General features: G+C 41.1%; 22 protein-coding genes and 3 pseudogenes. 15 read left to right on the forward strand and 10 right to left on the reverse strand.

Going from position 1 to position 22,556, the window contains the following annotated elements; genetic code table 11:
* Positions 1-497: 497 nt before the first annotated feature.
* Entirely contained in the window at positions 498-1,034 is a 537-nt protein-coding gene (locus tag ACX27_RS21560) for a nucleotidyltransferase family protein (RefSeq protein WP_062295400.1), read from the forward strand.
* Positions 1,035-1,036: 2 nt separating this feature from the next.
* The gene (locus tag ACX27_RS21565; RefSeq protein ID WP_062295401.1) at positions 1,037-1,453 is read left to right on the forward strand and encodes a secondary thiamine-phosphate synthase enzyme YjbQ; all 417 of its coding nucleotides are present in this window, start codon (positions 1,037-1,039) and stop codon (positions 1,451-1,453) included.
* Between the two features lie 14 nt (positions 1,454-1,467).
* Here ACX27_RS21565 and ACX27_RS34170 read toward each other — a convergent pair whose 3' ends face one another.
* Positions 1,468-1,611: a GNAT family N-acetyltransferase gene (locus ACX27_RS34170; protein ID WP_235526309.1), complete on the reverse strand. Its 144-nt coding sequence runs from the start codon at positions 1,609-1,611 to the stop codon at positions 1,468-1,470.
* A gap of 3 nt (positions 1,612-1,614) precedes the next feature.
* Positions 1,615-2,022 (reverse strand): annotated as a pseudogene (locus ACX27_RS21570) (GNAT family N-acetyltransferase).
* A 239-nt stretch (positions 2,023-2,261) separates the two neighbouring features.
* On the opposite strand from ACX27_RS21570, the gene ACX27_RS21575 reads away from it, so the two are divergent.
* A complete protein-coding gene (locus ACX27_RS21575) occupies positions 2,262-2,462 on the forward strand; it encodes a hypothetical protein (RefSeq protein WP_062295403.1) in 201 nt (66 codons plus the stop codon).
* A gap of 198 nt (positions 2,463-2,660) precedes the next feature.
* On the opposite strand, the gene ACX27_RS21580 is transcribed toward ACX27_RS21575, so the two are convergent.
* Complete coding sequence (locus tag ACX27_RS21580) at positions 2,661-3,332, reverse strand: GntR family transcriptional regulator (RefSeq protein WP_062295405.1); 672 nt, start codon at positions 3,330-3,332, stop codon at positions 2,661-2,663.
* Positions 3,333-3,417: 85 nt separating this feature from the next.
* On the opposite strand from ACX27_RS21580, the gene ACX27_RS21585 reads away from it, so the two are divergent.
* From ACX27_RS21585 to ACX27_RS21610, 6 genes and pseudogenes are all read left to right on the forward strand, one after another.
* A complete protein-coding gene (locus ACX27_RS21585) occupies positions 3,418-5,025 on the forward strand; it encodes a 2-isopropylmalate synthase (RefSeq protein ID WP_062295407.1) in 1,608 nt (535 codons plus the stop codon).
* A gap of 218 nt (positions 5,026-5,243) precedes the next feature.
* Positions 5,244-5,835 (forward strand): annotated as a pseudogene (locus tag ACX27_RS21590) (Crp/Fnr family transcriptional regulator).
* A gap of 366 nt (positions 5,836-6,201) precedes the next feature.
* Positions 6,202-6,561, forward strand: coding sequence for a hypothetical protein (locus ACX27_RS21595; RefSeq protein ID WP_062295410.1), 360 nt, complete (start codon positions 6,202-6,204; stop codon positions 6,559-6,561).
* Positions 6,562-6,857: 296 nt separating this feature from the next.
* The gene (locus ACX27_RS21600; protein WP_144427503.1) at positions 6,858-7,193 is read left to right on the forward strand and encodes a hypothetical protein; all 336 of its coding nucleotides are present in this window, start codon (positions 6,858-6,860) and stop codon (positions 7,191-7,193) included.
* Between the two features lie 19 nt (positions 7,194-7,212).
* The gene (locus ACX27_RS21605) at positions 7,213-7,617 is read left to right on the forward strand and encodes a hypothetical protein (RefSeq protein ID WP_062295414.1); all 405 of its coding nucleotides are present in this window, start codon (positions 7,213-7,215) and stop codon (positions 7,615-7,617) included.
* A 94-nt stretch (positions 7,618-7,711) separates the two neighbouring features.
* Positions 7,712-8,104: a hypothetical protein gene (locus ACX27_RS21610; RefSeq protein ID WP_062295416.1), complete on the forward strand. Its 393-nt coding sequence runs from the start codon at positions 7,712-7,714 to the stop codon at positions 8,102-8,104.
* A 41-nt stretch (positions 8,105-8,145) separates the two neighbouring features.
* Here the strand turns inward: ACX27_RS21610 and ACX27_RS21615 are convergent, their stop codons facing one another.
* Both ACX27_RS21615 and ACX27_RS21620 read right to left on the reverse strand, forming a co-directional pair.
* Entirely contained in the window at positions 8,146-8,742 is a 597-nt protein-coding gene (locus ACX27_RS21615; RefSeq protein ID WP_062295417.1) for a hypothetical protein, read from the reverse strand.
* Between the two features lie 10 nt (positions 8,743-8,752).
* Positions 8,753-11,128: a transglycosylase domain-containing protein gene (locus ACX27_RS21620; RefSeq protein ID WP_062295420.1), complete on the reverse strand. Its 2,376-nt coding sequence runs from the start codon at positions 11,126-11,128 to the stop codon at positions 8,753-8,755.
* Positions 11,129-11,495: 367 nt separating this feature from the next.
* Here ACX27_RS21620 and folK point away from each other — a divergent pair, with 367 nt between their 5' ends.
* The 4 genes from folK (at position 11,496) to ACX27_RS21640 (ending at position 13,406) form a co-directional block, all read left to right on the forward strand.
* Positions 11,496-11,972, forward strand: a complete 477-nt coding sequence (folK, locus tag ACX27_RS21625) for a 2-amino-4-hydroxy-6-hydroxymethyldihydropteridine diphosphokinase (protein ID WP_062298487.1) — start codon at positions 11,496-11,498, stop codon at positions 11,970-11,972.
* Positions 11,973-12,061: 89 nt separating this feature from the next.
* Positions 12,062-12,607 carry an NUDIX hydrolase gene (locus ACX27_RS21630; RefSeq protein WP_062295422.1) on the forward strand — a complete coding sequence of 182 codons (546 nt, stop codon included), beginning with the start codon at positions 12,062-12,064 and terminating at the stop codon, positions 12,605-12,607.
* 6 nt (positions 12,608-12,613) lie between these two features.
* Positions 12,614-13,066, forward strand: a complete 453-nt coding sequence (locus ACX27_RS21635; RefSeq protein WP_418006363.1) for a DUF5674 family protein — start codon at positions 12,614-12,616, stop codon at positions 13,064-13,066.
* Positions 13,047-13,406: a hypothetical protein gene (locus ACX27_RS21640; RefSeq protein WP_062295424.1), complete on the forward strand. Its 360-nt coding sequence runs from the start codon at positions 13,047-13,049 to the stop codon at positions 13,404-13,406. Before ACX27_RS21635 ends, ACX27_RS21640 begins: the two co-directional genes overlap by 20 nt.
* Before the next feature lie 72 nt (positions 13,407-13,478).
* On the opposite strand, the gene ACX27_RS21645 is transcribed toward ACX27_RS21640, so the two are convergent.
* The 4 genes and pseudogenes from ACX27_RS21645 to ACX27_RS21660 form a co-directional block, all read right to left on the reverse strand.
* The gene (locus ACX27_RS21645; protein ID WP_062295426.1) at positions 13,479-14,129 is read right to left on the reverse strand and encodes an HAD-IA family hydrolase; all 651 of its coding nucleotides are present in this window, start codon (positions 14,127-14,129) and stop codon (positions 13,479-13,481) included.
* A gap of 36 nt (positions 14,130-14,165) precedes the next feature.
* Complete coding sequence (locus tag ACX27_RS21650; RefSeq protein WP_062295428.1) at positions 14,166-15,365, reverse strand: NAD(P)/FAD-dependent oxidoreductase; 1,200 nt, start codon at positions 15,363-15,365, stop codon at positions 14,166-14,168.
* Between the two features lie 171 nt (positions 15,366-15,536).
* On the reverse strand, positions 15,537-15,782 hold the full coding sequence (locus tag ACX27_RS21655) for a ChaB family protein (RefSeq protein WP_062295430.1): 246 nt from the start codon (positions 15,780-15,782) through the stop codon (positions 15,537-15,539).
* Positions 15,783-16,076: 294 nt separating this feature from the next.
* Positions 16,077-17,706: pseudogene (locus tag ACX27_RS21660) on the reverse strand (DUF655 domain-containing protein).
* A 215-nt stretch (positions 17,707-17,921) separates the two neighbouring features.
* Here ACX27_RS21660 and ACX27_RS21665 point away from each other — a divergent pair.
* Together ACX27_RS21665 and ACX27_RS21670 are read left to right on the forward strand one after the other, a co-directional pair.
* Entirely contained in the window at positions 17,922-19,091 is a 1,170-nt protein-coding gene (locus ACX27_RS21665) for a cysteine desulfurase family protein (RefSeq protein ID WP_062295431.1), read from the forward strand.
* Positions 19,092-19,522: 431 nt separating this feature from the next.
* Positions 19,523-19,711: a hypothetical protein gene (locus ACX27_RS21670; RefSeq protein ID WP_062295433.1), complete on the forward strand. Its 189-nt coding sequence runs from the start codon at positions 19,523-19,525 to the stop codon at positions 19,709-19,711.
* Between the two features lie 129 nt (positions 19,712-19,840).
* Here ACX27_RS21670 and clpB read toward each other — a convergent pair whose 3' ends face one another.
* Positions 19,841-22,483, reverse strand: a complete 2,643-nt coding sequence (clpB, locus tag ACX27_RS21675) for an ATP-dependent chaperone ClpB (protein ID WP_062295435.1) — start codon at positions 22,481-22,483, stop codon at positions 19,841-19,843.
* Positions 22,484-22,556 lie beyond the last annotated feature (73 nt).

A 22,556-nucleotide genomic window follows, 5' to 3' on the forward strand; every position in this document is an offset into this window, starting at 1 on the left:
ACGTGATTTTAGAGCTTTTTCATCAACGAGCGATCGCTTATAATACTGGTGATAATTAGCAGTAAATGAGCTTTGCTCTACGTGATTACCCGCAATTTTCTTGAGGTTGATCTGGAGCATTGGCACGTTTTTGTGAAAGAACTGTAATTTATCAGTAATTTTGTCAAGTCTAGCACAATCAGTAATATTTTTTTTACATAAAAAGAATAAACAATTTGCTATAAATGGAACTAAACAGCCAATTAGCTGCATTGGGCAACTCAAGCCTACACTGATGCCTAGCACAGTTGTAATCGGGAAATGTACGGTGAATGGGCAAGATAGGGTTTTAATTTCACCCAGTAAACTACTGAAGTAAACGTTACTTTTCCGCAAATAACAGTAGGTTTAGTTGAGTAATTATGAAAATTATCAAAAAATCTAGATAAGAGTTTTCTTGGTGTCGAAGATAACTCATAATATCTTCACATTCTAGCGAAGAATTCTATAAGTTTCCGATGACTACGAATGCTCGTTTACAAGCAATTTTAACTGACACACCGATCGGGACTGTATTACCAGCGATCGCCCAAGTCAACTTACCTAACTGGTGGTTAGCTGGAGGCGCAGTCCGCAACAGCGTTTGGCGGGTAGTATTTGGCGAAAACTGTGCCTTAGTCATCAATGACTTTGATATTGCCTTTTTTGATGAAATCGGCGATCGTTCTCAGGAATTAGCAGCCAAAACCAGTCTTACAGAGAAATTCCCTAACTATAAGTTTGATGTTAAAAATCAGGCTAGTTTTGCGCGGTGGCGGACTGGTAAGCGTACTTATACTAGTACGGAGGATGGGATACAAGATTGGTTACACACCGCCACTGCTGTTGGTGTGAGGTTAAATAGCCAAGGTGAATGGGAGTTTTTGACACCTTACGGACTAGATGACTTGTTTTCTGGCATTATTCGACCAACACCAGCCCATATTCACAACCCAGATGCTGATAACAAAGCAGCAACGTTTCTCTCTAAGTGTCCCCATCTGAGATTGGCATAATTATGGTTTATCAAGAACAAATTGCGATCGCCACCAAAGGTCATGGCGAAATGCACGATTTGACTGAGAAAGTCCATCAAATCGTTAAAAAATCTGGTATTCGGGCTGGGATGGTGAATGTATTTAATATTGGCAGTACGGCTGCTATTGGTGCGATTGAATTTGAACCAGGACTACAACAAGATTTACCAGCCATCCTCAACAAACTCATTCCCCCCAGCCGTGATTATGGACATGAAAAAACCTGGCACGATGGTAATGGACATTCGCACCTACAAGCGACTTGGCTAGGCCCTTCCTTCACCGTTCCTGTGCAGAATGGTAGGTTAGTTTTGGGTACTTGGCAGCAAATTTTTCATTTGGAATGTGATATCAAACCCCGCCAACGTCAAATTATGGTGACAGTCTACGGCGAGTAATTTTGTACCGATTTTTAAACAGATTTGCCGGAATGTGTCAGGATGAATTTTTCTAAATCATGATACTGACCATTCCAAAAGTCATGCTGTTTCATCACCCCTTGACTTTGAAAACCCAATTTCTCTAACAGTTTTTTAGAAGCGACATTTTCTAGCATGACTTAGGCAACTACAAACTTTACCTTTATCTCGTGAAAACCAAATTTTAAAATTGATTTTAATGCCTCAGTCATAATCCCTTGCCTCCAAAAAGTACTGGCAAGTTCATATCCAACTTCAGCACTATCTGATAGTTGGTTCTACATAAAGCCACAAGAACCAATCAAGTTATTATCTGGCTTTATAGTAATTCCCCAACGGATAACACGCCCACTGTGAAAGCGTTCTATTCGTCGTTCAATGAGGGCTATCGCTTCCTCAATTTTTGTGAAAGTATCTAGATCATGAAATTTAGTCACTGCTGGGTCAGAAAACACCCTCAAGACTGCTAAGGCATCTTCAGAGGTTTCCTGGCGTAGAACTAGACGTTCTGTTTCTAGATTTGGGAATGAGGTAAATTCGTAATTCATTTTTATTATTTGTTAACTATATATTATTTTTGAAACATTTGTTAACCAATCATATTAATATTACTTTGCTAACCAATTTTGAGCAGAACAGCTATTAGTTTGTTATCAGTATTAACTCTCAGGATAACTTGCCTAATAGTTTTGATAAAGAATTGTATTGTTGAACAAGCATATACTTATTGATATTCCTATACTGGATATTAATTTCCACACTGTGCGATTTGCACTAGGGGGTTCCAATGGTTCATACTTTTGAGGTGTTGGTTGATATTAAGGAATATGCCGATCAAGCCAACAGTGCCTATCAATGCGGAACGTCAAGATACGAGATTAGTGCTGAGTCAATAGAAAAAGCGGATGGTATGGCAAGAGTTCAGGCCAGAACTGAACATCCAAAAGGTACTGAATATGATGTTAGAGTAACCAGACTCTTGAAATAAATAACAGTCTGGATTCCACAATAAATTTATTAATTGTTCTCGTTTGCTAGTAATAATAAACAATCATTAGTTGTGCAGTTTTCCTAAAAAAATCTATACTTCGTGCAGATACTTGTTGCTATGAAGAAAGTTACAACAAATTAATATCTGCATTATTACTGGAATATTGCATAACTTTATTAAGAGACACTATCACTTTCACGATTTTTGCAACAAATACATAACTAACTGTTCACCAGCGGTATCGATATGGCGTTTTAGTAGCCGCACGGCAGTTTTTGTATCTCGTTGTTTGCAAGCATCTAAAAGTTGATAGTGTTCTTTTTGAGAACGTTCTTGGTAGTCCATTTGTGCCATTTGCATACGCACATAGCGATCGCAATTTATATGCAGATTTTTGATCATTGCTAATAGTCGCGGACGTTCTGCGCTGGTGTAAAGTGCGGCGTGGAATTCCCAGTTAAGTTGCGCCAACAAACCTGCATCGGTAGTTTGATTAGTGGTTTCGAGAATTAACGCTGCTTTTTCTAAATCTGCTGTGCTGAATTTTGGTATCGCTAACTGTATGGCTTGGACTTCCAACGCACTGCGAATCTCACAAATTTCTTGCGCTTCATTGGCTGTGAGTACCGATACCATCGCACCACGATTAAGATGCAGTGTTACCAAACCTTCTGCTTCTAATTGACGCAAGGCTTCCCGCACAGGAATGCGACTCACGCCAAATTGTGTGGCGATTTCATCTTGTCGGAGAGATTGTCCTTCTTGAAAAATGCCGCGTAAAATTGCTTCCCGCAAAGCATCGGCAATTAAATCGGGGGTGCTGCGTTGTTGTTGCAGCACATTGGCAGCTAAATCATTTAAATTCATATTTTATATTGTATACAATTTTAGAAAGATTGTATACAATATCCAAAGTTACAAATAATTCCCTTAACCAAACGGGAGACTAGTTATGAGCATTGCATCTCAAGCAACAGACCGAGTTATTATCTTCGACACCACCTTGCGGGATGGCGAACAATCCCCTGGTGCAACCCTCAATGCAGAAGAGAAATTAGCGATCGCTCATCAACTAGCTCTCCTGGGAGTAGATGTCATAGAAGCTGGTTTTGCTGTCTCTAGTCCGGGAGATTTTCAAGCCGTCAAAACCATTGCTGAACAAGTCGGAAAAGCAGAAGGGCCAATCATTTGCAGTTTAGCCAGAGCCACCCGCAAAGATATTCAAGCCGCCGCCGAAGCTTTAAAACCTGCCGCCCATCCACGCATTCACACTATGATTTCAACATCGGATATTCATCTGCAATATCAGTTGAAAAAGTCCCGTAATGAAGTGTTGGCGATCGCTCAAGAAATGGTGGCTTATGCCAAATCCTTTGTTGATGATGTTGAATTTTCGCCAATGGATGCTAGTCGCACAGATCCAGAATTTTTGTATCAGGTCTTAGAAACTGCGATCGCCGCAGGTGCAACCACAATCAATATTCCTGATACCGTTGGTTACTGCACACCCAAAGAAATCGGAATTTTGATTCAGGGAATTCGGGAAAATGTGCCGCATATTGACAGAGTAATTCTCTCTATCCACACTCAAAATGATTTGGGTTTGGCAACTGCCAATGCCTTAGCGGCTATAGAACATGGCGTACGTCAAGTAGAATGCACAATTAACGGTATTGGTGAACGTGCTGGAAATGCTGCATTAGAAGAAATTGTCATGGCCTTGCAAGTGCGGAAACACTACTTCAATCCTTACTTTGGCCGTTCTGTGAATTCTGATGCACCCCTTACCAACATCAAAACCCAGAAGATTTACAAAACTTCTACCTTAGTTTCCCAATTAACTGGAATGCTGATTCAGCCGAATAAGGCGATCGTGGGTGCAAATGCTTTCGCCCATGAATCAGGCATTCATCAAGATGGCATTATCAAGCATCGCCAAACCTACGAAATTATGGAAGCAGCATCCATTGGCTTACCAGAAAATCGCATAGTTTTAGGCAAACACTCAGGACGAAATGCTTTCCGTACAAGGCTGAAAGAATTGGGATTTGAACTGAGTGAAGCCGACTTAAACAAAGCCTTTAACCGTTTTAAAGAAGTTGCAGACAAGAAAAAAGAAATCTCTGATTGGGATATAGAAGCACTTGTGCGGGATGAAACCCAAAATCAAGTAGAAAGCGGTTTTCAACTCGAACACGTCCAAGTAATTTGCGGTGACTGTACTTGTCCAACCGCAACCATTACAGTTGTCACCCCCGATGGCAAAATCCTTACAGATGCTAGTGTCGGCACAGGGCCAGTAGATGCAGTTTACCAAGCAATAAACCACTTAGTCCAAATTCCCAATCAATTAATTGAGTTTTCTGTACAGTCAGTCACTGGCGGAATTGATGCCTTGGGAACAGTCACAATCCGCTTGGCATATCAAGATAGAATCTTTTCCGGACAAGCATCCGACACAGATATTGTCGTAGCCGCAGCTTATGCCCATCTAAATGCTTTAAACCGCCTTTATCGTTATTTGCAAACTCAAAAAATTCCCGCTCAGGTAAGCGAGTAGCAATGTCTATATAGTACAAAATTGCCGTGTAGAACTAGCAGGGGAGCAGGGGGCAGGGAGCAAGGGCAAGAATCTTTCCCCTCCGCTCCTGCTCCCTGCCTTAAAGCCCTATACTTTTTCACCCCCACACCCAATCTTGAAAGAAAATTTTTGTATTCATTTAGCTTGATCTATTATGTATACTACGGTTAATATATCGAATATTAGTACTATAGGTCATGGTGTCTTTACACTCAAGCTTATCTACCACACCTGCTAAAAACGCCAAGCAGCATTTTACTAGGCGCTCATTTTTGCCAGATCATCAAAATGTAGTTTGGCAAATTGAAAAAGGTTTTGTACGTACTCATACTTATTTAGAAGATGGTACAACAGTTGCTTTAGGGTTATGGGGGCCTGGAGATACCGTTGGGAGAGCCTTGTCAAAAATGGAACCTTATCAGATGGAGTGCTTAACCAAGGTAGAAGTTAAAATCTTGCCTATAGAAGATTGGTATCAAGCCCAAGAAACACTATTAGCACATATCCAGCAAGCTGAAGAATTGATGGTCATTCGTAGCTATAAAAAAAGTTGATACTATGCTGATTAAATTATTAGCATGGTTATCTAAAAAATTTGGTTCACAGGTTGAACAAGGGCGTTTAATAGATATGCGCTTAACTCACGAAGACCTAGCAGAAATGCTTGGTTCTACCCGTGTAACTATCACTCGAATTTTAGGACAATTTGAGGATGAAGGTTTGATTGATCGTCTCTCTCTCCATCGCATTGTCATAAAAGAAGAAGACATTTGGTACTATGAAATTTAATGGTAGTAACACGCAAAAATATTTATTTATTAGCTGATAATTTTGGGGGATAAAGAAACCTAGAGCCTTGTGTATAGCATCTGTAATTACTTTAGTTTTTAGTCTTTTGATATACTTAAGCTTTTAAGTGTAAGACTGGGTAACAGAGATTTTTATACACTGCTAGATTGATTCCCCCGATAATTCTTCATGACTTATATAAGTATATAGGAATAAAAAAAAGCGAAATTATTCTAAATTTGCAAGGAACTCTTCATGTAAGATATAAAATCATAAGCTAAGAAACTTAAGCGCAGTTCTGCACAGTTTTTGTGCAGGAATTGTTTCTAGCAAAGCACTCAAAATTAACAAATTGAGGTAAGCGTGATGTTACAAAAACGTTATCTGGTCAGCATCTTCTCGATTGCAGCTTTAGGATTAGCTTCTTTACCAGCTTATGCTGATACTAATCAAACCAGCACTCAGGTAATTAATCAAAATGCCGCGGCTGTAGGTGATGAAAACTATATTTATCAAAGAGCTGATCAAATAAACATCCAAAACAGCCGTCAACGTATTAGAGGAAGACGTTCTGGTGGACGTGTAAATCAAGACAATGCCCAATTTACTGGTCAATCTGCGGGCGCTGTGAATTACCGCAACAGCATAGAGCAACGCTCTAGAATAATTAACACACAAAGAAACTCCATTCGTCGTGACCGCAACCGGAGATATTCTGATTACTAAGCGGTTATTTATAAAGTAAAAATCAAATCTTTGTGGGGTGTGTCAAGTTGATGTGGCGAACTACTAGTAGTTCATAATGTAAAACTATGAGTCTTGACACGCTAATACACAATATTTACTTTATCAATGATCTCTGAAACTCCCAATTCCTAAATAGACTTGGGAGTTATAGACTAATTATTCAATTTTTTTTGCATCTGCGATCGCAAGCAATTAGCAATCAGCAATATATTAGCTTTTTGAATCAATTCTCAATGTCAAAAAGCTTTTGACTCCATCATTTATGGAGAAATTTCATGATGATAGCCAAACAATCTTTACCCTTAGCGGTTTTTTTAGCACTAATCGTTTTACCAGGTGCAGCCAGCGCATCCAGAATTGAGATTCGTACTGATGACGGTACAACAATCGTTGATTCTGATGAAGGGGTCAAAATCACTTCTGACGAAGACAGGGATCAAATTACAGATAGTTACTATACTCAATCAGAGTCTTCTGCTCGTCGTCGTCTACGTCGGTATTATCGCCAAGCACCCTGTCGTCGCTACACTTCTAGCTATACCAAGCGCCAAACAAGTTACTCAGGTAGAAGCGTTTCTCAAACCACTACTTCTACAACTGTATGTCGATAGTAATTACCAAATGTTGACTATGAAATCCAAACTTGTATTACTTGGATGGTTATCGAGCAGTGCTTTACTACCGATATTACCTGCTATGACTCATCCTGCGGCTGCTCAATGTGTCATGACAGATGTTTCTGTTCAAGTTGCTGTTCGTGGTTCTCGACAGCCTTCCCGACAAAGTAATAATGTTGATTTGCAAAATCAAGGTCGATGTTCAGGAAATGCAATTACACAAGTTGGTACTCAAGTCTACACCGGGAGTGGACGCGCAAACCAACAACGTACTAGCAGACAACGCATCAATGGCGGTAGAGGTAACGGTACTGGGATAAATGGGCCGACTATTAAGGTTCCCGTTGGTGTACAGGTGGATGTTTACAACCCAGCTTATGATCCATCTTTCCTGAGAAATCGCAATTACCGTCGTTGAAATCTTTAATTCTCCCCTTCTCCTATGGAGAAGGGGTTTGAGAGAAATTTATATAAGTTTTGATTTTAATTATTGTATTTAAGGTGTGGCAACGATGAGGAAGCAAAAATTTGTTTTTGGTTTTTTAACAGCAGTAGCAACTTTTGGGCTGGTTTCCTCACCTACACTAGCAGAGGTTAACAGTGATCAAGGAGCCAGCCAAACTGCTGCTATTAATGGAAATAACAATACAATTATTCAAATTATCAATCAAACTAGTCGTCAACAAAATAATCGAGGACGAGTATTAAATCGTCGTCAATTACCTAATCAGCGACGTGATTTTAACAGAAATCAAGAGTATGGCAGACGCGACAATGACAATTATCGCAGACGCAACAATGATAATTATCGCAGGCGCGACAATGATCGTCATGACCGTGGTAATCATTACGGACATGACAAAAATATCGCTATGACAATCGCTGGAATAGGTAGCTGTTATTGATAGGGGGACAAGGGAGACGAGGGAAATTGAAAATTATAAACTTATTTTTCTTTGACCCACAATGCTAATCCACCTCCGCGACCACGGGCAGCGATAAAATTATCTGTGACTAAAAAAAAGGCAAAAAATGGCAATTTAGCTATGGGTTGATTGTCAAAATCTGTTTTTTGTGATTTGTTTTTGCCTAGAGGTTTGTTATAGACAATACGACCAAATAAACTAATTTGGATATGAGTAAAATCAAATGCCAAAAGGTTTTTTTTGCCTAAATATTTAACTGGGCCTGTGAGCTTTAACAACGCAGACCCTAGTTTTACCTGATTGCTAATTTCTCCTGTGATTGGTGTTGTTTTACTAAAAGAAATATCAGTTGGCGTAAATTTAGGCCAATAAAAACCTCTGCCTAAAATAATGCCGCCACGCTGTCTAACTTTGCGTGTTCCAGTGGCAAAACAAAGTCGCCATGTGCCGACAAGAGAATCAAAATTATAGCTAATGCGTTGCTGTTTAGCGGTTTTTTCAGCTTGCAATAAAGCATCAACTACTACTTTAGCTGATGGGCGATCGCTATTTTGACCAGCTTGTGCTAACGTGGCGACAAACTCTGATGCCGCAATTGATGGTAACTCAGCAGTCATGAACAGTTAACTATTGTGAAGAAGACTTTGGTCTTAGTCTATCGCGCCAATTTGGTGTTGATGTTCCACCAGAACCAGAACTATTACTAGTTGAAGCAGGTTGAGACCTACGCGGTGCAGCAGAACCTGATTCTGTTTGCCTGGATCTTCTGCCAGAACCAGATGGTTCTGTGGCTGTGGCCCTAGACTCATTTTCGACACTACCAGAGCGTCGCCGTCTTCTGGGTGTATCACTGCTGTCTTCTTGGGCTTGATATCGCCGCCGTCTTCTGGGTGTTTCTGTATTATCTTCTTGCTGCTGGTAACTACGTCTGCGTCTTCTGCGAGATGAACTGCTATCATCAGAGTCGCTGGAATTTACCTCTTCATTATTTTTACTGGAACTGTTGCGGACTTTCTTTGGTTTAATTGGTTCGGCTTTAATTGTGCCTTTGCGACCTTCTAATTTTGGTCTTTCGGGGAATTTTTCGACTGGCATTCCCTCTGTCACTTTTTCCATAAATTCATGCCAAGTGTAGGCAGCACTACTACTTGCGCCATAGGTAGGACGGTTATTATCGTTACCTAGCCAAACTCCTGTCACAATTTGCGGAATGTAGCCAATAAACCACAAATCTCTTGCTTCGTCAGAAGTACCAGTTTTGCCAGCGACAGGTCGATTATCGAGTTGGGCTGCTGCACCTGTACCTTCAACAACCACGTTACGCAGCATCCAAGTCATGATGGCAGCACTGTCAGCATCCAAAGCCCGCTGTGATTTAAAGTCGGCTGACCAGATAACTTGGCCTTGGCGGTTCAGAATGCGCCGAATACCGTGGGGTTCTACGTGTAAGCCCTGGGTGGCAAAGCTACCGTAGGCACTGGTCAATTCTAGAAGGTTGACTTCATTAGAACCAAGGGCTAAAGAATAATGGGGATTCAGTTTTGATTTGATGCCCATATTGTGGGCTAATTTAATGGTTGGCTCAAATCCCACATCTAGTAACACTTTCAATGCAACTATATTCACGGAGCGCGTGAGAGCATCTCTCATGTTCATCATGCCCCGGAATTTTTCGCTATAGTTTTTGGGTTCGTAGCCATCGACGACAAAGGGCGCATCTAAATAAGTATCGTAAGGGCTTTTGCCGGTAGCGATCGCCGCAGCGTAGACAAATCCCTTAAATGTTGAGCCTGGTTGACGTTTGGCTTGGGTAACGCGATTAAATTGGTTTGTACCAAAGTCTTTACCGCCTACCATTGCTTTAATTTCGCCACTGCGGGGGTCAACGGCCACTAAAGCGGCTTGCTTGAAGTTTTCCCAGCGCCCTTGATTTTTTAATACTTTTGTAACTGCGGCTTCAGCAGCTTGTTGCCATTTTGGTTCTAAGCTGGTTTCTACGGTTAAACCTCCAGCCGCCAGCACATCTGCTGAAACATATTTGGGTAATTCTTGCTGGACGTAACTGGTAAAATATGGTGACTCTACTTCTAGCCGTTTGGGCAAGCTAGTTTTGACCACTAACGGTTCTTGAGTAGCTGCTTGACTTTCGGCGGTGGTAATAACGCCATCTTCCCGCATCCGTTGTAATACCAGATTGCGTCTTTGTTTAGCTGCTTCTGGATTTTGGGCTGGAGAATATAAACTCGGTGCGGGGGCTAAACCAGCAATGGTGGCTGCTTCGGCTAAAGTTAGTTGGTCTACTGGTTTGCTGAAGTATACCCAAGCAGCATCAGCTACACCATAAGCCCCGGAACCTAAGTAAACCAAATTCAAGTAACGCTCTAAAATTTGGTCTTTCGTCAATTCTTCCTCAATTTTCTGGGCGAGGCGAACTTCTTTGAGTTTCCGCCAGATGGTTTTTTCTTGTTTTAAGAATAAAATCCGGGCTAATTGTTGGGTGATGGTACTACCACCTTCTACCACATTTTGCGATCGCAAGTTATTTAAACCTGCTCTGGCGATACCTTGGGGATCAACACCATTGTGTTCTGTAAATCTGCGATCTTCTGAGGCAATAAAAGCTTTTTTTAAAATATCGGGAATTTGTTCGATTTTAAGTTGTTCTCTGGTAGCTTCTCCTTGTTGTTGGAGAATAGCTCCATCAGCAGCTTTGATGGTTAAGGTTTGCTCCCGAACCACAGCTTGCAATTCGGCTTTATCTGGCAGAGTTTTATCTATGGAGGTAACGATATATTTCGCACCCACCACACCACTACCGACAGTGAGTACTGCCCAAAACCATAAACGACGATAAAATGGCTTTTCCTTACTGGTAAATATGGTTACTATCCCAGAGGAAATATGAGCCACCCGGCCAAATAGTTGGCTGGCTTTTCCCACCTTGGTTGGGCTTAAGCTCTCGTCGGTGGATTCCTCATTTTTATATTGATTCCCAGGCGACAATCGCGGTTCCTCCTTGTCAGAGTCACTCAAACTTTGTTGGTTGTTGCTTGAACCAGGAGGTGAGATTCCCCACGTTAGTTCCTTGTTCCAAGTAAACACAGGTTAACCGCCTAAAAGAGATTTTAGGGTTTAATTAACTGTGTTCGTGTTAGTATATTATCCTATAAATAATTAACTGAATTCATTGCTACATAAAATATTATTCTGGTGTTTAATAGTCGAATTTTGTCAAGATTCAATCTGTAATTTTATTTAATTCTTAAAAGAAAAATTGTTAAAAGTATCCGGTCTCAACGGGGAGCAAAAGATAGCAAATCATCCTGATGATCATGGGCAAGAATTTCCTAGTAGTAAGCAAGGTGTAAGGATAGCGGTAGCACTAGGAAGTAATCTAGGTGATTCTCAGCAAATATTAGCAGCAGCGATCGCCCAGTTAAGTACAGTACCAAAAATGCAATTAATAGCAACATCCAGTTGGTATAGAACTAAAGCAGTAGGGCCGCCGCAGCCAGATTACATTAATGGCTGTATGATCATGCAAGTAGGCATGACACCGCAGGTATTACTAGAAACTTTGTTAGCCACAGAACAGCAATTTGGGCGAGTCAGGCAAGAACGTTGGGGGCCGCGATCGCTCGATTTAGACTTATTGTTGTACGCTCAAGTAATTCTAGACACGCCAAATTTGCAAATCCCCCATCCGCGAATGCGAGAACGAGCATTTGTTTTAGTTCCCTTAGCCGAAATTGCGCCAGATTGGATTGAGCCAGTTTCCGGATACAAGATCAAACAGTTGGTAAAAGATGTAGACTGTTCTGATGTACATTTACTGAAGAGCAATTAAAGTCACTACCCATAAATTAAGCAAAATCCTGATCCCACAAACGACAAACATTGTTTGTTCGTTGATTTTGAAAAGATAAAAACATCACTATGCCATTAGGTAGAGAATTACCACAATTATTAAAGCAACGCCTATTTCACAAAGGACGCAAATTTGATTTTGAAGTGAATCGTTTGCGTTTACCCAACAAATCAGAAGGGGAATGGGAGTGCATTCGTCATCCCGGCGGGGCGTTGGCTGTACCTGTCACCAATGAAGGAAAACTGGTACTTGTGCGTCAGTATCGCTTTGCCATTCAAGGCAGAATCTTAGAATTTCCCGCAGGCACTTTAGAATACAACGAAGATCCCCAAGCAACAATCAGGCGGGAAATCGAAGAAGAAACAGGCTATAGCGCCCAAAAATGGCGCAAACTTGGTGAATTTTTCCTTGCACCTGGATATTCCGATGAAATTATTTATGCTTTTCTCGCCCAAGATTTAGAAAAGCTAGAAAAGCCGCCAACCCAAGACGAAGATGAAGACATTGAAACAGTCCTGATGACACCAGAAGAACTGGAAGCCGCAATTTTACAAGGCGAACCAGTCGATGCAAAATCAATCGCCAGCTTTTTCTTAGCACGTCCTTTTTTGTAGTTGTTGTTGGATAATCAAAAGCGATCGCTCGCTGATTCTACCAGACTCAGAGCGATCGCTTTTGCTTTGAGATTCATTACTATAAGTTATAAGGGTGAGAGTAGACAGTTGGTATTGATCATTCGGGAAAGAGCAACAAGAGAGCAAGTTGAACAAATGCTGCAAACTTTACAAGTTTACATTAAAGTTGCAGTAGATATTGAAAAAGGGATTTTGGCAGGAGGAGAAGAACAACACGCTTACTGTGAAGCAGCATTGCTGGAAGATGGTAGCAGACAGCGAGATATTTGGGGTGCTGATTGGATTCCCTTTAACCAAACAATAGCTTTTGAGTCAATTATCAACATTCGCCCCAGTCAAAATAATCGCTCAATGTTAATTCAAGACCCAGTAATTCGAGAACGTGTGCAAACAATTATTCAGGAATTGATTGGGGGATATGAACCAGAATTTAGATGAAAAGAAAGCCAGATTTCAAAGTGAAAATACCTCTACTCGCTTGGGACACATAGCTGCAAATTTAGCTAGGATTGGAACATTTTGTCACACTTTTTATCGAGAAGCTGTTGAAAGTGTAGTTGATGAAACTATGTGGTTTATTGAATGGACAGCAGCAGAAATTGAACCAGAATATGCGGAAGAAATAGTTAACATTCAAGTGCAACTAGCGCGATGGCAATTAGCTTTTGATTGTATTTGGTCGGATGATAGCGAACTTAGAAAAATTGGCGAACAATCTCACACTTGGTCAGCGCGAGTATTAGATATGTCAGGATTGTTGTCTGAATCCAGAACATAATAATTAATTGAGAAAAACTTGAAGTTCTTCCTGATTAAATCAGAAAAAATCCATCTCTCTCTAGCAGACATTCTATTTTTTATCCCGATTTATCCAAATCCCCCGCATCCCAACAGCCTTCGCCCCTTGATAATCTTCCACAATGCTGTCGCCAATGTGCCATGCTGCTGACGGCGAACAATCATGTTTTTCTAAAGCAACGGTAAAAATTTGGGGATCGGGTTTAGCCGCACATGCTTGAGTGGAAATTGTCACCGAAGTAAAGTAGTCACTAATTCCCAGACTTTGCAACACAGAATAAATTCGAGAATCAAAGTTAGAAATAATCCCCAGTTCAATTCCCAAACGTCGCCAATTCATTAAAGATGGCACTACATCAGCATAGATAAACCAAGGTTCAGCCGTGCCGAAATGAATGTAAAGTTCGCTAAAAAAAGCCGAAAAGTCAGAAAATTGCTGGAGAACACCAGCCGTCTCAAAGGTGTTGAGGGCAATTACTCGCCACCAGTCAAACTCGCGTTGGGGTATGTCGGCTGGTTCTGCATCTAAAAATATCGGTGGTGGTGCAGCTTTAAAACTTTGGATAAATGCTTGATTTAATCTGGGTGCAGAAACTTCCACACCAAATTCTTTGGCTATCTGACTATATACTTCGCCTACACTGCCTTTGACACCAAATATTGTGCCGACAGCATCTAGAAAAATAACTTTCGGTCTTTCCATCAAATTGTTTGTGATTATGTATTTAGAAGTTGAAATTTAGATTGACTGAGAAAGTGTCTCTATAATAGGACGGACTAGCCAGTTAAAGCCAACTTTGAGTTGATGTTCTAAAGTCGGCATTCGATATAAATAAGCAAGACGACGCGCCACATAGCCTAAAGAACCGTCGAGTTTCACGCCTAAACCCGTGAGAGTGGCGTTATCTGTACCAAGTGCCAGCATTTCGCCGAGTTTTTGATAACGGAAGGGTAACAATGGGCGATCGCTCAAAGAAGCCCAAATATTCCACGCAGTATAATCAGCTTGTTGAAAAGCTGCTTGGGCTGTGGCGGGAATTTGTTGTTCTTCCGCATCTCGACAGTCGGCTAAATCTCCCAAGGCGAAAATTTCTGGGTGGTCAAGCACTTGTAGGGTGGGTGTGGTAGTAATTTGATGACGTTGGTTTTGTTTAAAAGGTAAGTTTTTCACCACAGGTGCGACTTGTGTACCTACAGTCCAAATCACTAAATCTACAGGAATGGTATCAATCTGATTTTTATATTCCAGTGAAATGGTATCTGCACCAATTGATTCGACTTTGGTTTCTAAATCAGTAAATACACCCCTTGCTTCTAATGCTTTCTTGGCGGCTTCGCGGTTAAACTCTGGGGAGGTGCGTAAAATTTGGTCAGTGATTTCAATTAACCGTAAACGTGCTTTTTCACCCAGTCTGTCGGCTAATTTACAAGCTAATTCAACACCACTATAACCAGCACCCACAATGGCAATGCGGATTTTATCAGCCTCGGATTCTTCTAAAATTTGTAGCCGTTGTTCTAGGCGGTAAGCATCATTAATGGTACGGAAAGGTAAGGCGTAGGATGTAGCACCGGGAACCATATCAAGTGGTGTTTCTCCGCCTAAAGCCAGCACTAAGCGATCATACGCAATTTCTGGCCCGTCTTGTAATTGTACTCGTTGCTGGTCGGTGTCAATGCCTGAGACTACTGCTTGGTAAAAACGTACACCTGTACCTTGGAGAAGTTCGGCAAAGGGAGGCGCAATTTCCCAAGTTTGCAATTCACCTGTAAGCAATTCGTAGAGTAAGGGGGAAAATAGAAAGCGATCGCTTTGATCTACCAGTACAATTTCGGGTTTTTGCTGCGATTCCCAAGGTAACTGGCTTAAGCGCAACGCTGTGTAGAGACCACCAAAGCCTCCACCAAGGATTAAAATTCTCTGAGTTGGTTGAGTCATCATTTGTATGGGATGGTTAATCCCAGTCGTCCATCTACCTCTCAGTGTAATGATTTTAGGACTTACTCACAAAGATTTCCTCTGGAGATTGGATGAAAGGGTGTAGGGGTTGTCAGGGTTTTAGATACATACACCCCTATACCCTCATACCCTCACACCCATTCTTCTGAGTTAATTACCACCAGAAGTCACTGCTTTATTGTGTACGGCGGTATCTTCAGCTTTTCTGTGCCATTCGCCATTTTGACTTTGTTCGTATTCGTTTCGTACACTATTCCAAGCAACGTTAGTAGCACCTTCTTCACTTAATCCATCACGTTGGGAAGCGTTGAAAGCAGCAAAGAAAATTTGTTGAGCGTGTTGAGGAAGTTTATCTTGAATATCTTGGGGTAATTCTTCTATTTTGTTGTAAGGCATACACTAACTCCAGTAACTTTAACCTAGGTCAATCCTAGAAAATTTAGTTATGAAACTTCCTCTGACTTTCAGTAGAAATAGATAACAAATATAAATAGGTCAACAGAAATATTTATTTTGCATCAACAAGCGATCGCTACACTATGACTTTTTTGTGTTGTAAAGGCTTCTTTCCTACTCTCCACCCCCTATCTACACAAGTAGATTCCCATAGCAGTTTTAAATGAATTACAAATATTTATCCCTTGTCTACCTTGTCTCTTTTATTCACATATCAAACCAGATTTATATACATTACAGGCTCACATAATCGCGCCATTTATCTAGCATCTTGGCACTTATACCTGGAATACGCTCTAAATCTTGGAGTGATGTAAATTTTTGTTGTTGACGCGCAATGATTATCTTTTGGGCTAACTTTTTACCCACACCAGGAAGAGTAGTTAATTCTTCTAGACTAGCTGTGTTGAGATTGATTTTTTGGGTGATGTAATTTTGACTGGAAGTTGGCACAGATATTGTCGGACATTTTTTTTGTTTCTGCTTGAATTTTTGCTTGAATTTCTGATGGTAAACTAATTTGCGCTTTGGCATAAAGACGGGCAAATTCTCGCACATAATGAGCCGCAACTGTAGGATTATCAATCACTATCAATGTTTCATCGTTGCCATTGTTAGCTGCGTCTGACCAATTATGCGAACCTGTGATGACTATTTGATTATCAATAATTGAGAATTTATGATGAAGTAAATCACCTTTGGCTAATACAGGTACACCCACACTATTAATTGGTTTTGACCAAGGTTTATTGTCAGTTTCATACTTACATTTATTACTCAAAGCCACTCCCAGCATATCTAAGGCTTCGCTGTAATAACGAAAAGCAAATTGAGCATCAATTAAAGCGCGAACATCTACATTTTGCTGATGACGTTGTTCTAAAACATTCGCAAGTTGCTGTTCAGAAAAGACAAATAATGCCAAATATATTGATTTACTAGCAGCATTCAAATTTTCCCCAATTAACCCATTACTAGTTTGACTCCAAGGTTGAGTAGGAGAAGCCGGAGAAAATTGGACTGTAATTTTACTATCACCCACAGTTATTTGTTGGGGAGGACGCAGTGGTTTTTTAATGCCAAATCTGCTGTCTGTTTTACCTCCAGGGCCATCACCCCACATAATATTAAACTCTTGGGTAAACACATTTGCTAATTCTGGACTATCAATTTTGAGTAAATTATTAGCATTACCTAAACTGCTAGGATTGCTGAAATCGCCTGAAGTGTCACTGAGAGTGAGGTTAGCCGAAGTTACAATTACAATGCGATTATCCACAATCAAAAATTTGTGGTGCATTAAATTACTACCTGCGGAACCATCAGCTTGATCATCGATTACAGGAGCTTTGGCATTTTGTAAAATTACTATAGCGTCTCTTTGATTAATTTCTTCTGGGCTAAGTTTGTTATCTTGATTTAAATCAATAAATTTATGAAATTCGTTATATCTTTCTCGTTCTCTAGTGGTTAGTTTTTTAACTTCTGCTGCTGTAAAGCTACTCCAAGGGCGGCTATAAGTATTTTCTAAAATTACTCTCACTTTCACCCCGGCTTTTTGCCTGTCTACTAATGCTTGGGAAACTTTGGGTAAACGTAATTCTTGGACTGCTACATCTACTGTAGATTTCGCTTGAGAAATAGTATCAACAATGATTTTTTCTAAGTCATCACCTAGTCGTGTTTGCTGACGGTAAGATTCACGATATTCTGAAGATTCAGACTGATTTAAATAAACTTGAATCAATGGATCTTGTGGTAAAGGTGATAAACCCTGATGAGATGTTTTAGCCTGTTGACAAGCTGTGGTAAGAAATATTAAGGTAAATAGCCAAAAATACCTTGATCTACGAAAAATTGGCACGGTAATCTGCTAAAAGTAAATTGGTAGTGAACATAGTTATTGTTCCCAAAATGCAGTACGCCAATTTAAAGAGGTAAATAGCTTGATCGGCAGTTAAAAAATCTTCCTATTGATGCACATTAATTCACATTTTCTCAAGATTTAACCAGACAGCTTTGTATGGTGAAAATAGTGAGTAGCCCATTGCCCTTGTCTTTCTGCTCAAATGTTGTGATATGCAAATATACTTAGATTACAGTGCTACTACTCCTACTCGCCCAGAAGCGATCGCAGCGATGCAAGCAATCCTCACTCAACAGTGGGGTAATCCTTCTAGCTTGCATGAGTGGGGACAAAGGGCGGCGATAGTTCTGGAACAAGCTAGAGTTCAAGTTGCAGATTTAATTAACGCTATTGATTCAGAATCAATTATTTTTACGGCTGGCGGTACAGAAGCTGATAATTTGGCAATTTTGGGTGTAGCGAGGTTGTATGCTGTACCGCAACATCTCATTATTTCTAGTGTGGAACATTCCGCCATTTCCGAAACGGTGCGAATGCTAGAAATGTGGGGTTGGGAAGTTACACGCTTGAGCGTGGATAAGCTAGGAAGAGTTAATCCCTTAGATTTACAAGCTGCATTGCGACATAACACTGTTTTGGTGTCAATAATTTACGGACAAAGTGAAGTCGGGACAGTTCAGCCAATTAGCGAGTTGGGTAAAATAGCGCGATCGCATGGTGCAATTTTCCATACAGATGCAGTGCAAGTTGCGGGACGTTTACCCCTGGATGTGCAGACAATACCAGTTGATTTACTTAGCATTTCCAGCCATAAAATCTACGGGCCGCAAGGTGTCGGGGCATTGTATATTCGTCCTGGGGTAAAAATTATGCCTCTGTTAACTGGTGGTGGGCAAGAAATGGGAATGCGTTCTGGGACGCAAGCTGTACCGATAATTGCTGGGTTTGGTGTCGCCGCCGAATTAGCCGCCAAAGAACTAGCAACCGAAACACCAAGGTTAATTAATTTGCGCGATCGCTTGTTTGCGTTATTAGCAGATGTCCCCGGTTTAATTCCCACAGGCGATCGCATCCATCGTTTACCCCATCATGTTAGTTTCTGTCTGGAATACGCCGACGGTGAAAAACTTAGCGGTAAAACCTTGGTACGACAATTAAACTTAGCGGGTATTGGTATTAGTGCTGGTGCTGCTTGTCATAGCGGTAAACTCAGCCCCAGCCCAATACTTTTAGCAATGGGTTATTCCCAAAAAGCTGCCCTGGGAGGTATTCGGATGACATTAGGACGAGATACCACAGAAGCCGATATTGATTGGACAGCGATTGTGTTGAAGCAAATTTTACAACGACTCACCGCAGATTTTACATTAGCCACACGCTGATATTAATTAAACTTCTTGTTCAACACAGAGCGATCGCAGATAGATTCTCTCATTCACGTCAACAGGCAATTTAACATTCTATCCTCATTGCTCAGAATCTAAATGAATTGAAGCGATTACTCGAAGATTAGAAAATGACAATTAAATTTCATGATTTTATCTCACGCACAGACGCAGGGATGTGATTTGAAATGAGAATGTTCTTGTTCTGAGGTGGAATGCTGGTGTTTTACAGTCGGTTTACAAGTGATACTGTATATATTTATACATTCATTAAAATAAAATGACAAGCGATCGCACTGCGGAATGGGATCATTGCAATACTTAAAAAAGCCTTAAGTATTTTAATATATCTATCTTAAGTGTAAGTAAATAAAGAGAAGGATTTGGGAAATATGGAGATATGGGTAAATTTTTAAGGAGGTATTCAAATGCAGAACTTGCGCCTTTACTCCACGATTTCAAAATCATTGATTCCTGAAACTCACACAAAAAAGCTGGCAGTTTTAATTGAATGGTGCAAAATTATTCATGGTTGCATCGAAGCTGGGCAAATTGAGGATGCCAAAATTTTTCTAGAGCAGGCAATTCAGGAAGCTGAAATGCCAAGTAGAGAATAAATTAATTCACATCGGCATCAGGTAAAACTGGAAATGCTAAACATATTCAATATACTCACGAAATACGAAAAACGAAGGAGTCAGAATAATTTTCTGGCTCCTTTTAATTAGAAGAATATATAGCAGGTGTTATGTAATTGCCTGTGGGACTGATACTTTCACAGTAGATTTTTTACGAAAAATCAATTTTTCTTCGGCTTTATCAATGAGGATAGTATCACCGCCAATGAAGGTATTTTCTAATATCTTTGTAGCGATGGGGTTTTCAACTTCTCTACGAATGGCTCGTTTTAAGGGACGTGCACCATAAACTGGATCATAGCCCATTTCTACTAAGTAATCACAAGCTTCTTGAGTGATTTCAAAGGATATTTTCTGTTCTTTCAACAAGTTCTCAACGCGCTTGAGTTGAATGCGGATGATGTGGCGCATTTCGGAACGGCTGAGGGTATGGAAGAGAATGATATCATCTACACGGTTGAGAAATTCGGGGCGGAAGTGCGATCGCAGTGCATCTGTGACTCGTTCCCGCATCATGTCATATTTAGTATCATCGCCAGACACATCTAAAATGTGTTCGCTACCAATGTTACTGGTCATGACAATCACGGTATTACGAAAATCTACTGTTCTGCCTTGAGAATCAGTAATTCTACCATCATCAAGTACCTGCAACAGAATATTAAATACATCAGGATGGGCTTTTTCTACTTCATCCAGCAGCACAACTGAGTAAGGATGGCGGCGCACAGCCTCGGAAAGTTGACCACCTTCTTCGTAACCCACATACCCAGGAGGCGCACCAACTAACCGCGCTACCGAGTGTTTTTCCATATACTCGGACATATCAAGGCGTACCAAAGCATCTTCAGAATCAAAGAGAAACTGCGCTAAAGCACGGGCAAGTTCTGTTTTACCTACGCCAGTCGGCCCCATAAATAAAAATGAACCGATGGGACGACTGGGGTCTTTCATCCCGGCGCGGGCGAGACGAATGGCGGCGGCGACGGCTTCGACGGCTTCATGTTGACCAATGACCCGTTCGTGTAAATGGCTTTCGAGTTGCAGTAGTTTTTGCCGTTCTGACTCTAGCAGACGGTTGACGGGGATACCTGTCCACTTGGCGACGATTTCAGCGATATCGGCCTCAGTGACTTGTTCGCGCAACAAAGTCGAACCTTGGCTTTGTAATTCTAAAAGTTTGGTTTCTTTAGCTTCGCGATCGCGCTGCACACCCTCCAATTTGCCATACTTCAATTGGGCAGCTTTATTCAAATCGTAAGCCCGTTCAGCTTGATCAATTTGTAACCGCAAAGATTCTTCTTCTTTCTTTAAAGCACTGATGGCTTCTAACAGTTGCTTTTCACCTTGCCATTGTTCGTTAAATTCTTGCTGTTTGAACTTTAAGGTGTCAATTTCCTGTTCAATGCGCTGCAAACGTTCCCGCGTTTGGGTAGGAACCTTTTCTTCACCAGCGAGTGAGAGTTTTTCCATTTCTAGCTGCATCAAGCGGCGGTCAATGGCTTCCAATTCTGAAGGCTTGGAGGTAATCTCCATTTTTAACTGTGCTGCGGCTTCATCTACTAAGTCAATGGCTTTGTCAGGTAAGAAGCGGTCAGAAATATAACGCGCTGACAAAGTAGCCGCCGCCACTAGGGCTGAGTCGGAAATTTTGACGTTGTGGTGAACTTCGTAACGTTCTTTCAAACCCCGCAAAATCGAGATAGTATTTTCTACGCTGGGTTGGTCAACAAATACTTGTTGAAAACGGCGTTCTAAGGCTGCGTCTTTTTCAATGTATTTGCGATATTCATCTAAAGTTGTTGCGCCAATACACCGCAGTTCACCCCGCGCCAGCATCGGTTTGAGTAAATTCCCTGCATCCATCGCCCCTTGTTGGTTGGAACCAGTACCAACAACGGTGTGCAGTTCATCAATAAACAGGACAATTTGTCCGTTAGACTCGATAACTTCCTTGAGGACGGCTTTCAGGCGGTCTTCAAATTCACCCCGATATTTTGCCCCAGCGATTAAACTACCGATATCTAAAGAAATTAATTGCCGATTTTTCAGCGATTCTGGGACATCACCATTAATGATACGCTGCGCCAAAGCTTCTGCGATCGCAGTTTTCCCTACACCTGGTTCACCAATTAAAACTGGGTTATTTTTACTCCGGCGAGATAAGACTTGAATCACACGGCGAATTTCATCATCCCGCCCAATAACGGGGTCGAGTTTTCCCGCTTTGGCTTGTTCTGTTAAGTCCCGACCAAATTTTTGCAGTGCTTCGTAGCGAGACTCTGGATTTTGGTCTGTCACTTTTTGGCTACCACGCACCGCTTTAATTGCCGTTTCTAAAGTACTACTATCCGCATTAAAACCTTTGAGTATCCGCCGCCCAATACGTTCATCTTCTGCAAAACCCAAGAGAATATGTTCTACAGAAATGTAGGTATCTTTCATTTTGACTCTGGCTTCCTCGGCGCGGTCAAGCAGCACATCTAAAGTGCGACCGAGGTAAAGTTGGTCATTATTGGCAACTTTGGGCTGACGTTGAGTATAAGCTTCGAGTTGCTGTTGCAAACGGATGGGGTCGATTTCCGCCCGTGCTAAAATGCGAATCGCTAAACTAGTGGGTTCTTCTAAAAGGGCAATAATTAAATGTTCAACGTCTAATTGTTGTTGTTTATAAGCACGAACTATATCCTGAGATTTAACAATCGCTTCCCAGGCTTTATCTGTAAATTTATTGGGATCTGTAGGCTGCATCGTTACGAAGTTGAATTGCGGATTTTATTTAAGAAATTGGAGTTGGGAAAAGGTAGAGGACTTATTATGAGAT

The sequence above is a fragment of the Nostoc piscinale CENA21 genome, from assembly GCF_001298445.1.
GTDB lineage: Bacteria > Cyanobacteriota > Cyanobacteriia > Cyanobacteriales > Nostocaceae > Nostoc_B > Nostoc_B piscinale_A.